This is a genomic window from Staphylococcus sp. GDB9P120P (genome assembly GCF_017893435.1).
GTDB classification, from domain to species: Bacteria; Bacillota; Bacilli; order Staphylococcales; family Staphylococcaceae; genus Staphylococcus; species Staphylococcus cohnii.
Genome location: NZ_JAESNB010000008.1, coordinates 417,010 through 429,528 on the forward strand (window position 1 = coordinate 417,010; position 12,519 = coordinate 429,528).

Below are 12,519 nucleotides of genomic sequence, written 5' to 3' on the forward strand. Positions count from 1 at the left end.
ATTATAGTGTTTTTGCGAATAGGGGGAGTTATAATGTTAACAATATCTATGGTTATATATGCCATTGTAGCAAGCTTTACACCTGGACCAAATAATATTATGGCATTATTTTTTTCTCAAAATTTTAATTTCAAAAGTAGTTTGCGATTTTCAATTGGTGTAGGATTAGGTTTTCTATTTTTATTATTACTATCTAATATATTTAACACAACAATGCATGCTGTTTTTCCTAAAATTGAATTATGGATGAAAATATTTGCATTTATATATTTACTTTATTTAGCTTTTAAAATTTCCATGAGTTCTATTTATGGGACGAAACAAACTTTTAATCACGAACTAAGTGGTTTAAAATCTGGTGTAATGCTGCAATTCATTAATCCTAAAGGAATCATTTATGCTTTAACAGTGATTTCCACTTTTATTACACCATTTTATACGCATTGGCTAGAACAATTACCATTTATTATTTTATTGGCTATTATTGGATTTTTTGGCACTTTGAGTTGGGGTATTTTGGGCACTTTATTTAAATCATTTATAGCAGCACATGAGCGCTTATTTAATTTTGTCATGGCTGGTTTATTAGTTTATGTTGCTCTGAATATTTTAATGCATTAGTTATGAATTGATTTTACGTTAATGATTATCATATTGCTGTAAAAATTCGCGTGGACTACAACCATATGATGTTTTAAATCTTCTGTAAAAATTCGAATAATCAGTAAAACCACAATTGGTTGCTACTTGTTGTGGATTTTCTCCTTTTTTTAATAATCTTTGAGCATTTCGTAAACGTAAATTTAGTAAATAACGATAAGGTGGATAACCAACCAGTTTTGTGAATTGTTGTGTTATTTTGTGTCGACTTACAAAGAACTTATTTTCAAGTTGCTCTAATGAAATGTCTTCACTATAATGCAATTCCATATAATCTAATACCTGTCTAACTAAATGACTAGATGGGTCATCACTATAATCAACAATATCTTCATTTTCTATTGCTGTCCTATTAAGTATGATTAAAAACTGAGTAAGTAAAGACTTAGCTGCTAATGCTTTACCAAAAGCTTGATTATCTTGCTCATTAATTAAACCTTGTAACAAATAATATAATTCTCTTTTTTGAGATTCCGATAATTGCAGTAGATATTTAAACTTTGGTGAATATTTATCAAAACACATGCTCAGATCACAATTTTCTACGGAAAGTTCATTTAATATTTTAGCATCAAATCTCAATCCAATACGCTCTGCATGACCATCCATTTGTTCATCCAAACGGTGAAATTCATACGGTGGGATAATAAGCATTGAACCAACCTCTAAATTAAAAGATTGTCCTTCTATGGTATAACGCAAATTTCCAGATAATGAAAAAAATATTTCATAATGATCATGATAGTGTAATTCATTTCCAAAATGTCCATCACTTATTCTATGCCATGCGGCGTATTTACCTTCAAAAGGTAGTGAAATAGTATCAAATTGATGGACAAATTCTTCTCTATTTTTCATGAACGTATCCCTCCTGCTCAAAAAACATACTTTTTTCCATGATTTACAATGTTGTTAATTTTCCCTCAAATTATAATTATATTATAACACTAAAATATAAATATTTTTGAAAGGAAGAATGAATATTACATCTACACAAATTGGCGTTCAAATGATGATGCTCAAACAAAAAGTACAAGAAGAAGGATTGTATAACGTGCTGAAGAAAGTCAGTGATTTAGGTTATAATGCGATCGAGATTTCTCAAATCGACATGAATTCACAAAACATTGAAGAAATGCAACAAGCTATTAATGATTTCGGTATGAATATTGCAGCAATGTCCTGTGGTGTAGAGGATATATCTGCTAAACAAAAATATCCTGGAGATACTTTACAAAATGATTTCGATAAAATTGTAGCAGACTGTAAAGCTGTAAACTGTTCTATATTGAGAATAGGGATGTTACCAATTAACTATATGGGGTCTAAAGAAAGCACCTTACAATTTGCTGAAATCTGTGAAACTTATGCCAAAAGACTTAAAGATGAAGGAATTGATTTATACTATCATGCGCATAATTTAGAATTTGTTCAATACAATGGACAGTTTATGCTTGATTTAATGAGAGACAATACTCATTATTTAGGTTTCGAGTTAGATGTACATTGGATTTGGAGAGCAGGACTGAATCCCATAGATGTTATACCAAAATATGCGAATCGTATTCGTGCTATACATCTTAAAGATTATCGTGTAGGCGAAATAGATATGTCGCAATATCCTGGGGAAGGTCATGAAAAAATATATTATATGTTGCATATGATTACTCAATTTGCTGAATTAGGAAAAGGTACTTTACCGCTTAAAGATATTATTGAAATTGGACGTGAGAGCGGCAGTGAATATTTCTTTGTTGAACAAGACGAACTATACGGCGAAGATCCATATGATTGTTTAACAATTAGCCGTAACCATTTATATGATTTAGGTTATAAATCTTGGTTTTAACATTTGCTTTTAAATAAGAAATATGTGCTTATTTATCATCGAATAAGTAAGCGCTACCAAAAATGATGAGGATGTTGATACGATGTTTAAAAATATTGAGATCTCTGGATTTTCTGATGAAATCGCTTCAGATTTTCAGACACAGTTAAAAACGGTAAATGAGCTAGGCATGAGATATATTTCCTTACGTGGTATTAATGATAAAAATATTGGTGATTACTCAGTAGAAATGATTAAGAAAGATGTAGTTCCTCGCTTAAAGCAATGGGACATTGGTGTCTCTTCTATAGGTTCACCAATCGGTAAAATTTATATAAACGATGAAAATGCATTTAAAAAACAATTAACAATGCTCAAAGCATTATGTGAAATAAGTCAATTGCTCAATTGTCAGTATATTAGAATATTTAGTTTTTACATTCCTAAAGAGGACAATTTTGATGCTTATAAAGATATTGTGATTTCAAAATTAAAAGAATTTGCAAAAATCGCTGAGCAATACAATATTATACTGTTACATGAAAATGAAAAAGATATTTTCGGTGATATTGCTCGTCGATGTAAACTTATTCTTGATGAAGTAAACTCTCCAAATTTCAAGGCGATATTTGACTTTGCGAACTTTGTCCAATGTGGGGAAAATACACAAGACTGTTATGACTTACTTTCAGATGACATAGCGTATATCCACATTAAAGATGCAGTATATAAAGATAATTTTAATGTGCTTTGTGGTACAGGTGATGGTCAGATTGAAAGTATCTTAGTACAATTTTTTGAATCAGGTTATCAAGGTTTCTTAACACTTGAACCTCACCTTGTGGTTTTTGATGCTATTAAAGACTTAGAATTAGAACATTCAACTGAAACAATTCAAAATTCTGCTGCAAAAGATGGCGCAGAAGGATACAAAATGCAATATGAAGCACTTTTAAAAATATTATCTAATATAAATAAAAAGGAGAATACACAATGAAAAAAATTCGTTTAGGCATTATTGGTTTGGGCGCTCAAGGTAGTACGTATGCTGAATTTATTAAAGCTGGTAAAATACCACAAATTGAAATTGGTGCGATTTGTGACATCAATGCTGAAAAGAAAAGTGAAGTAGAAAAACAGTATCCTAATGTACCATTTTATAATGATTATATCGCTATGCTAGAAAGTGGAGATGTTGATGCAATTGTTACAACCGTTCCTCATTATCTGCATACTGATATAGGTAAAGAAGCATTAAAACGAGATATTCACGCTTTACTTGAAAAGCCGGCTGATATTTATGCTGAAAAAGTGAGAGAAATAAGTGAATTAGCAGCATCTAAACCACACTTAACATTTGCTATATTCTTTAATCAACGCACAAATCCACTTTACCAAAAAGTAAAATCACTCATTGACGCCGGTGAAATAGGAAATGTTCGTCGCACGAATTGGATTATTACTACTTGGTGGCGTCCTCAAGCTTACTATGATCAAAGTTCATGGAGAGCAACTTGGTCAGAAGAAGGTGGAGGCGTTTTAGTAAACCAAGCACCACACCAAATTGATTTATTACAGTGGCTATGTGGTATGCCAAAATCTGTATTTGCAAATATTAAATATGGTTATCAGCGTGATTTAGCAGTTGATGATGATGTTACAACCATACTAGATTATGGAAATGGTGCGACAGGTGTGTTCATTACATGTACCCATGACATCATTGGCACCGACCGTTTAGAAATCACAGGTGATAAAGGGAAAATATTAGTTGAAGATAGTAAAACAATAACTTTGACACGTTTGAAAGAATCCGAGACACAAATGAATCGAAATATGACTTGGAAAGAAGCAGCTGAAATTTTTAAAGGCAATGGTTTAGAAAGTATTTATGAGCAAGAAACACTTGAATTTGAAAGTGTATGGGGTGAACAGCATATGAATGTATTAGAAAATTTCGCTGCTAATATCATTGATGGTACGCCTCTAATTGCACCTGGAAAAGATGGTATAAACGGCGTGAATCTAGTAAACGCTATTTATTTATCTAGTTGGACAGGTAAAGAAGTAACAGTTCCAGTAAATCCCTCAGAATTTAAGGATGCATTAAATAAACAAATTCAAAACGAAGCACATTAAAAAAGTTTAAAATCGGAGCTGGTAATATGTTGAAAATTGGAATTATAGGGCTAGGTGATATTTCAGCAATACATCTAAACGTGATAGAGACAAATTCCAATGTAGAATTAGTTGCTGCATGTGATATAGATAAAGCTTTGCAAGCTAAAGTACCCAACGCTCTTTTTTTTACAGATTTTGAAGTTATGTTAGAGGAAGTAGCGCTAGATTGTGTACATATTTGCTTGCCGCATCATTTGCATGTATCTGCGACGACTGCCTGTGTAGAAAAAGGTATACATGTATTGCAAGAAAAACCTTTATCAATCAACGCTAAAGAAGGATTAAAATTAATACAATTAGAACAAAAAAATCCAAATACTAAAATATGTGTTTGTTTTCAAAATAGATTCAATGATACATTTCAAACTTTACAACAAATAGTAAAAAGCAACAAATTTGGTGACATCATTGGTATAAAAGGAATCGTTACTTGGTTCAGACCCGAATCATATTATACTGATAAACCATGGCGCGGTAAATTAGATACCGCTGGAGGAGGCGTATTAATTAACCAAGCCATTCACACGTTGGATTTAATGCAATTACTTTGCGGTCCCGTTGATACAATTAAAGGCAATGTATCACAGTTGTTAGATTATCGTATCGAGGTCGAAGATACTGCTTCTGCTCATATAAAATTTGAAAATGGAGCAAATGGTATGTTTTTTGCAACTAATGCTAATTTTGGCAATTCAAGTATTGAGCTTCAAGTCATTTTTAAAAATGAAAAATTTACAATTAAAGATAATATACTTACACGTGTCAATAAAGAAGGTTACAAAATCCATATTATTGAGGATAAAAAGCTACCAGGTACAAAATCGTATTATGGACCAAGCCATGGGACACTCATAAATCAATTCTACGAATCAATTTATGAAAATACCCAAAATTATGTACACGTCAATGACGCATTACCATCAATTGCAATCATTGATGCGATACAAAAATCTTCACAAGCAAATGAGACAATTCATTTTACTAGTGTTTAACATACAAATGAAATTTTGATTTATTGCGGAACATGACCATTAGTGATTAAAAGCATACTTATTCAATTTGATTAATGAACCGGATAGAAATCTTTTTATATTGATTTCTGTCCGGTTTTATTATCATTTGATTTATTGTAAATAGTAATTTTATAAACTATAATAAACATTACCAAAATAAGGAGTAATCACGATGCCTACAAATAAAATTATCTTAGATTTAGCGATTACATTGGATGGATATATAGAAGGACCGAATGGAGAAGTTGATTGGTGCATCATGGATGAAGAAATGAACTTCAATCATTTTTTAGATCAAATTGATACCATTATATATGGTAGGAAAAGTTATGATTTATGAGGCGAATTTATCCCAAATTTAAAGGACGATCAATTTGGGGATAAAACGATGTGGGACCAAATTCATAGCAAGCATAAATTCGTGTTTACTAACCAACATTATAACGATAAAGATCAAACAAAATTTATTAATAGTGACGATATCAGTGGGATGGTTTTTAAAATTAAAGAGCATAGCAATAAAGATATTTGGCTCTATGGTGGCTCAAATATTATCACAACTTTTATAAATCTTAACCTTATTGACGAGTATAGGCTTTCAATCCACCCAGTCATTTTAGGTTCTGGCAAACCACTTTTTGAACATATTCAAAATCGTGTAAACATAACTTTGTGTGACACACATGTTTACAAAAGTGGGGTAGTGCAAATGATTTATCAAAAATTAGAGTAAAAATAAAGGTATAGATATTAATCTCATGTTCAAAATAAAGGACGCATCCGTAGTTAATGGATGCGTCCTTTATTTAAAATTTACGATTTCAACCGTTATTGTCATTTATATTCTTGACTATTTTAAAACGTTTTATTTAAGCAATAAATACAAATAGTTCAATAATTGCTAGAATTAAAAACACTAGAAAAACAATGCCGTAAATATTATTTTTCTTTATACTTTCTTTGCTTGCTTTTTGCTGTTTTGCTTTATTATTTATATTGGAAAAGAAAGTAATACCTGAATAAACTGCAATAAGTACTGTGACACCAAATAAAATCCATGTACCAATCATATATACAACCTCCTCTAGTAACTTAAATAAATATTTGAACATATAAAATAATTATTCCTATTATATACCTATATTAATACATTTCTGCTAATCCTCCAATGTTTAAAAATTACAATTTTGTAAATACAAGCACAATCAGATACTTCATCATACAAATAACATGAAAAATAAGTTATAATGTATTGAAAAGATATGAATAGAGGGGTTAATATAATGAATGGTCTTAGAAGTGTTACTACAGGGACAAATGATTTAAGTAAAACCAAAGAGTTATTCTCAAACATACTTGGATTAAATGTGGCAGATAAAGGACAAGCTTTACGTTTTGGTGATGCTGAATTAAATTCAGGTACACGTATACATTTTGTAGAAGTACCAAACTATATTAACAAAAACAACCATATTGAAAATATCGGATTGAGGGTTCCAAGTGATGAAGGAATTGAAGAATATCAATCTATTTTAGAACAACATCAAATTTCTTTCAGTTCACCTACAGATTTAAATGGCCATAAATACTTCAATTTCCAAGATCAAAATGGTCAAACATTTAATATTTATTCCAATGAACATAATTCTGGCACACCATTAGGTATACCAACATTCGAAAGTAATGTAAACCCATTACATCAGATTCAAGGGCTAGGACCTGTAATCTTAAAAGTTAATGATATTGTACTCACACAATCTATTTTAACTAGAGTATTTGGCCTAGAACATTTTGCAGAATATACTCCTAGTGATCATGCTGAATTTAAAATACAAGTTTTTCGTATAGGTGATGGTGGTTTAGGCGGTGAGCTACATATTCACGCATCAAACGAGGAAATTTTAATGCCTGAACATGGTATTTTAGAACAAATCGAATTTGGAATAGAATCTAAATCACAATTTCAAAAGACTATTGAAGAACTTGAATCCATAGGAATACCTTATCAAACGTTAGATCAAGAAGGCGAAAGATCTTTAAGAATCACTGAAAAAAGTGGTATTACATTCATTTTAACCTTAGAAACTTCATAATAAAAAAGAGAGGATTTTTAGAAATGTTACACGAAACTTGGAAAGATCATACACCCATTAAAAAAGTAGAAGTTACACATACAGATGCGCAAAAATTCACAGTCTCTGACATGTTAACTGTGGGACAACAATATGATGTAATAAATGAAACTGAAGAATATTATCAAATCATCGACAACTCTGGACTTGTTGGTGGCTACTTTAAAACCTACTTTAAAGAGATATAATTTACAGTATGACACATGTACTATTGAAAATGTGCATTTTAAATATTGCTTAAATTAATAAGACTAGGGCTATAATATCAAACATTATTCAAGCCCCGGTCTATTTTTAATGAAATGGATTTTTTATAACTTATTTTAAATTTAAAGGAGTAAGAAACAATGACGAACTCACAATATATTAATAAAGATGAAACAGTATTTGATGATGCAAAATCATTGATGGCATTGAATAAAAATATTTTATTAAAAGGACCAACGGGCTCAGGAAAAACAAAGCTAGCTGAGACTTTAAGTGAAACAATACAACGACCAATGCATCAAGTCAATTGTTCAGTAGATTTAGATGCTGAAAGTTTATTAGGTTTTAAAACTATACAGACAAATGAAAATGGTACTCAAGAGATTGTATTTATTGATGGACCAGTAATCAAAGCAATGAAAGAAGGCCATATTCTTTATATCGACGAAATCAACATGGCAAAACCAGAAACATTACCAATTTTAAACGGTGTATTAGATTACCGCAGAAAATTAACAAATCCATTCACTGGCGAAGTGATTAATGCTGCTCCAGGATTCAATGTAATCGCTGCAATAAATGAGGGATATATTGGTACATTACCGATGAACGAAGCACTAAAAAACCGTTTTATAGTCATTCAAGTCGATTATATTGATGGGGATATATTAAATGATGTAATTAAAGATCAAAGCCAATTAGCAGATGATACGACAATACAAAAAATCATTAATTTTAATGAAGATTTACGAACAATGACTAAACAAGGTCAAATATCTGAAGAAGCAGCGAGCATACGTGCTTTAATTGATTTAAGTGATTTGGCTACCGTGATGCCTATAGAACGTGCCATCAAACGTACGATTATTGATAAACTAGAAGACGAACGTGAACAACAAGCGATATTAAATGCGGTAGAATTAAATTTTTAGTGAGGGATATTTATGAGCGATCGTTTTATATTATTTAATGATGAACAGCTAGATGCAAAGCAAGTGATGATGCTACAAGATTTAGCTCGATTATTACTTAAAAATGAACAAACACAAGTTAAAATTCAAAAATTCCCATATTACGATCCAATCAATAATATGTTAATAACGAGTTCTTTTTGGTCACATAGAAAAAAAGATATTGAAACAACAGGGCTTAAAACAGATGTTATGCTCGCAGCTTATGGCTACCAATTAATGGATGAAACAGTAGTCAACGAAGTTATTCACAATGATACGTTTAAACATCCAAAATTTTTTCAACAACTGTTTAAATTACTAGAAGATAAAAGAGTATTGAATGAAATTGTTAAGCAACGACCATCTACTAAAGATGCAATTCACATGCGCAATGAAGTTAGATTAAGCTATACACGTACTCAAATTAATGTATATAAAACAAAAAAGACATTTACAGATTTGCTCTTTTTATATTTAGAATCTTCATTTTTAACTGAAAACTTTTACGACGTACCTCAAATTGGTCCACAAATTGATGATATTCTGTTAAATATGTATCAATATCTACCTAATTTTTTCTATAACGATTCTTCTGAGGATAATTTGTACTTAGCTGAACGAATCATGTTTCAAATTGATGATATCTTAAATGAAGATATGCTAAACGAATATTATCATTTACCTAAAAAAGTATATGAGGCAATTCATGAGCTTAATTTTGAAGATTTAAAACGAACAGATGCAAGTAATACTGATAATGCTTCAAATAATGATCATGATGAAGAGAGTGTCAGTGAAGATATAGAATCCAATCATCAAGATAGTGCTTCACAAGGTGGTGCATATTTAGAAATGGAACTTCATGAAGGTGAAAATAGTGATGTTGTTGGTGATAATGACACTGCCAGAGAAGGTGATAGTGGTGATAATATGACAGATATGCAAACAAAGAAAGGTAAAGGTTCCACAAACCAAGTTGAAAGTGATGAGGGCGGATCAATCGGCAATAATTCTATTTTTGCATTAAAAGGCATAAATGCAAACGTAGACGTTAAATGGAACGTACCTGAAATACGACCTGAATTTCAAAATGAATATCACGATGTTGAAAACGAAGTACAATTTGAAACAAAAGATTTGATACAAATTATCAAAAAAACAATAGATAGAGAATACCAAGATGAGCGTCGAAATCTAACCAAAGGACGATTACAAAAAAATTTATTAAATTGGTTTATTGATGATCAATATAAATTATTTTATAAAAAGCAAGATTTAAGCCAAACTTTTGATGCAACATTCACATTGTTAGTGGATGCTTCGGCAAGTATGCAGGATAAAATGTCTGAAACAATCAAAGGTGTCGTTTTATTTCATGAAACGTTAAAATCATTAAATGTAAAACACGAAATTTTAGCATTTAATGAAGATGCATTTGATGCTGACGATACAAAACAACCTAATATCATTGATGAGATTATAGCTTATGATCAATCAACTATAAAACGAGAAGGACCTAGAATAATGGCCCTAGAACCTCAAGATGATAATAGAGACGGTGTGGCAATTAGAATTGGAAGTGAACGTTTAATGCGCAGAGCGCATAATCAGCGTTTTCTAATCGTATTCTCTGATGGTGAGCCATCAGCTTATAATTATAGTCAAGATGGTATTCTTGATACTTATGAAGCAGTGGAAACAGCTCGTAAATTAGGAATTGAAGTTTTCAATGTATTTTTAAGTCAAGACCCAATTACAGAAGATGTTGAAGAAACAATTCATAATATTTATGGTAACTATGCAATTTTCGTAGAAGGTGTAGAAAATCTACCAAGCCATCTTGCACCATTACTTAAAAAATTATTATTAAAATCTTTTTAGTACGTAATTTATTTATAAAATCACACATAAATTGAAATATTCAGAAATTTATATAGACGCATTCTTATAAATCGTGATAGAATAGTAAATATTATTTTATAGGCAAGAAGGAGAACGATTTATGAATAAAAATACATGGATTATAGGGTTTACACTGTTCGCTATGTTTTTCGGAGCAGGGAATCTTATATTTCCACCAAATTTAGGTTTAGATAGCGGTCAATTCTTTTGGCCTTCCATATTAGCATTTGCTTTAACAGGTATAGGATTACCATTATTAGGGGTAGTCGTTGGTGCTTTAGATAAACAAGGTTATATTGGTTCTTTGAATAAAATTTCGCCAAAATTCTCTGTTGTATTCTTAATTATCATATATTTAACAATAGGACCACTTTTTGCAATACCACGTACTGCATCAACGTCATTTGAAATGACAATTACACCAATTGCCCATACTAATAGCAGTTTAGCATTGTTTATATTTACAATTATTTACTTTTTAGTAGTTTTATATTTATGTATCAATCCAAATAAAATGGTAGATCGCATCGGTTCATTGTTAACACCTTTATTATTGATTACTATTTTAGCGATGATTATCAAAGGGTTTGTTGATTATGGTAGCAATACACATAGTCAAGCAGCTGAAGCTTTCACTTCTAATTTTGCAGGATTTTCTCAAGGATTTACTAATGGTTATTTAACGATGGATGCTATTGCTGCCATTGCTTTTTCAATGATTGTAGTTAATGCGGTTAAAGCGACTGGTGTCACGCATGCTAATAAAATTTTCAGACAAACACTATTAGCTGGTATTATTGCTGCAGTTGCACTTATGTTCATTTATATTTCTTTAGGATTTATAGGTAACCACATGGCTGTACCGCAAGAGAAAGTTGCAAGTTTAATTGCTAATGATCAAAATATTGGTACATATTTACTAACAACAATGGCAAGCACTGGATTTGGTGCTTTTGGGAAGTACTTGCTAGGTATTATCGTAGCACTTGCTTGTTTAACAACTGCTTGTGGATTGATTGTATCTGTTTCAGAGTATTTTAATAGAATATTCCCGAGAATTTCATACAAAACTTACGTTATCATCTTCACATTAGTGAGTTTTATTTTAGCAAACCAAGGATTAAACTCAGTGATTACGATGTCAGTTCCAGTTTTAAGTATTGTATATCCAGTAGCTATCACTTCAGTACTACTAATATTAATTGCACGTTTTGTTCCAACAAAACCAATTGCACAGCAAATTCCTGTAGCGGTGGTTTCCATTGTTTCGATCCTTAGTGTGGTGCATACTCAAGGGTGGATTAAATTAGGCCTTATTGATAACTTACCATTGAAAGATTATTCATTAGAGTGGTTCCCAATTGCAGTTATTACTACAATTATTGGTTATATTGTAGCGCCATTGTTTAAAAAACAAGAAACTATCGTTTACGAAAAAGAATAATATAATCAAACAGCTAGGGTATCGTTATCCTTCATTAATAAATAAACGTCAATTTCTATATTATTTTAATAGAAATTGACGTTTGCTGTATATTGGGATAGATTCATCATACGAAACTTGGCATATTACTGATGAGAAAAATGATTTCTTGATTACAATTTAAGACAATGGTATAACATACAAAACAAAATCTTCTATT

12 protein-coding genes and 1 pseudogene are annotated in these 12,519 nt (G+C 31.0%); 11 read left to right on the plus strand and 2 right to left on the minus strand.

The window, feature by feature from the left end; all coding sequences use genetic code 11:
* Window positions 1-33: 33 nt before the first annotated feature.
* On the plus strand, window positions 34-621 hold the full coding sequence (locus KA856_RS07250) for a LysE family translocator (RefSeq protein ID WP_119535893.1): 588 nt from the start codon (window positions 34-36) through the stop codon (window positions 619-621).
* 18 nt (window positions 622-639) lie between these two features.
* Here KA856_RS07250 and KA856_RS07255 read toward each other — a convergent pair whose 3' ends face one another.
* Window positions 640-1,518 carry an AraC family transcriptional regulator gene (locus KA856_RS07255; RefSeq protein ID WP_107505125.1) on the minus strand — a complete coding sequence of 293 codons (879 nt, stop codon included), beginning with the start codon at window positions 1,516-1,518 and terminating at the stop codon, window positions 640-642.
* A gap of 118 nt (window positions 1,519-1,636) precedes the next feature.
* Here KA856_RS07255 and KA856_RS07260 point away from each other — a divergent pair, with 118 nt between their 5' ends.
* The 5 genes and pseudogenes from KA856_RS07260 to KA856_RS07280 all read left to right on the plus strand — a co-directional run bounded on the left by KA856_RS07260 (window position 1,637) and on the right by KA856_RS07280 (window position 6,415).
* On the plus strand, window positions 1,637-2,509 hold the full coding sequence (locus KA856_RS07260; protein WP_226953471.1) for a sugar phosphate isomerase/epimerase family protein: 873 nt from the start codon (window positions 1,637-1,639) through the stop codon (window positions 2,507-2,509).
* An 82-nt stretch (window positions 2,510-2,591) separates the two neighbouring features.
* Window positions 2,592-3,485, plus strand: a complete 894-nt coding sequence (locus tag KA856_RS07265; RefSeq protein ID WP_107383918.1) for a sugar phosphate isomerase/epimerase family protein — start codon at window positions 2,592-2,594, stop codon at window positions 3,483-3,485.
* On the plus strand, window positions 3,482-4,627 hold the full coding sequence (locus tag KA856_RS07270) for a Gfo/Idh/MocA family protein (protein ID WP_107523531.1): 1,146 nt from the start codon (window positions 3,482-3,484) through the stop codon (window positions 4,625-4,627). Before KA856_RS07265 ends, KA856_RS07270 begins: the two co-directional genes overlap by 4 nt.
* A gap of 26 nt (window positions 4,628-4,653) precedes the next feature.
* Window positions 4,654-5,661, plus strand: coding sequence for a Gfo/Idh/MocA family protein (locus KA856_RS07275; protein ID WP_107505122.1), 1,008 nt, complete (start codon window positions 4,654-4,656; stop codon window positions 5,659-5,661).
* 193 nt (window positions 5,662-5,854) lie between these two features.
* Window positions 5,855-6,415 (plus strand): annotated as a pseudogene (locus KA856_RS07280) (dihydrofolate reductase family protein).
* Window positions 6,416-6,551: 136 nt separating this feature from the next.
* Here the strand turns inward: KA856_RS07280 and KA856_RS07285 are convergent.
* Complete coding sequence (locus tag KA856_RS07285) at window positions 6,552-6,752, minus strand: hypothetical protein (protein WP_019468795.1); 201 nt, start codon at window positions 6,750-6,752, stop codon at window positions 6,552-6,554.
* A 213-nt stretch (window positions 6,753-6,965) separates the two neighbouring features.
* Here KA856_RS07285 and KA856_RS07290 point away from each other — a divergent pair, with 213 nt between their 5' ends.
* The 5 genes from KA856_RS07290 to brnQ3 all read left to right on the plus strand — a co-directional run bounded on the left by KA856_RS07290 (window position 6,966) and on the right by brnQ3 (window position 12,320).
* The gene (locus tag KA856_RS07290; RefSeq protein WP_107383922.1) at window positions 6,966-7,775 is read left to right on the plus strand and encodes a VOC family protein; all 810 of its coding nucleotides are present in this window, start codon (window positions 6,966-6,968) and stop codon (window positions 7,773-7,775) included.
* 23 nt (window positions 7,776-7,798) lie between these two features.
* Window positions 7,799-8,002: a DUF6501 family protein gene (locus KA856_RS07295; protein WP_107383923.1), complete on the plus strand. Its 204-nt coding sequence runs from the start codon at window positions 7,799-7,801 to the stop codon at window positions 8,000-8,002.
* 159 nt (window positions 8,003-8,161) lie between these two features.
* Window positions 8,162-8,953, plus strand: a complete 792-nt coding sequence (locus tag KA856_RS07300) for an ATP-binding protein (protein WP_107383924.1) — start codon at window positions 8,162-8,164, stop codon at window positions 8,951-8,953.
* A gap of 12 nt (window positions 8,954-8,965) precedes the next feature.
* On the plus strand, window positions 8,966-10,855 hold the full coding sequence (locus KA856_RS07305; protein WP_192945610.1) for a vWA domain-containing protein: 1,890 nt from the start codon (window positions 8,966-8,968) through the stop codon (window positions 10,853-10,855).
* A 121-nt stretch (window positions 10,856-10,976) separates the two neighbouring features.
* Window positions 10,977-12,320, plus strand: a complete 1,344-nt coding sequence (gene brnQ3 / locus KA856_RS07310; RefSeq protein WP_107383926.1) for a branched-chain amino acid-like transporter carrier protein BrnQ3 — start codon at window positions 10,977-10,979, stop codon at window positions 12,318-12,320.
* Window positions 12,321-12,519: the final 199 nt, after the last annotated feature.

Bases quoted from the DNA above. Each gene is read 5' to 3' on its own strand.
- KA856_RS07250 (WP_119535893.1), top strand. From the start codon at position 34: ATGTTAACAATATCTATGGTTATATATGCCATTGTAGCAAGCTTTACA.
- KA856_RS07255 (WP_107505125.1), bottom strand. From the start codon at position 1,518: ATGAAAAATAGAGAAGAATTTGTCCATCAATTTGATACTATTTCACTA.
- KA856_RS07260 (WP_226953471.1), top strand. From the start codon at position 1,637: ATGAATATTACATCTACACAAATTGGCGTTCAAATGATGATGCTCAAA.
- KA856_RS07265 (WP_107383918.1), top strand. From the start codon at position 2,592: ATGTTTAAAAATATTGAGATCTCTGGATTTTCTGATGAAATCGCTTCA.
- KA856_RS07270 (WP_107523531.1), top strand. From the start codon at position 3,482: ATGAAAAAAATTCGTTTAGGCATTATTGGTTTGGGCGCTCAAGGTAGT.
- KA856_RS07275 (WP_107505122.1), top strand. From the start codon at position 4,654: ATGTTGAAAATTGGAATTATAGGGCTAGGTGATATTTCAGCAATACAT.
- KA856_RS07285 (WP_019468795.1), bottom strand. From the start codon at position 6,752: ATGATTGGTACATGGATTTTATTTGGTGTCACAGTACTTATTGCAGTT.
- KA856_RS07290 (WP_107383922.1), top strand. From the start codon at position 6,966: ATGAATGGTCTTAGAAGTGTTACTACAGGGACAAATGATTTAAGTAAA.
- KA856_RS07295 (WP_107383923.1), top strand. From the start codon at position 7,799: ATGTTACACGAAACTTGGAAAGATCATACACCCATTAAAAAAGTAGAA.
- KA856_RS07300 (WP_107383924.1), top strand. From the start codon at position 8,162: ATGACGAACTCACAATATATTAATAAAGATGAAACAGTATTTGATGAT.
- KA856_RS07305 (WP_192945610.1), top strand. From the start codon at position 8,966: ATGAGCGATCGTTTTATATTATTTAATGATGAACAGCTAGATGCAAAG.
- brnQ3 (WP_107383926.1), top strand. From the start codon at position 10,977: ATGAATAAAAATACATGGATTATAGGGTTTACACTGTTCGCTATGTTT.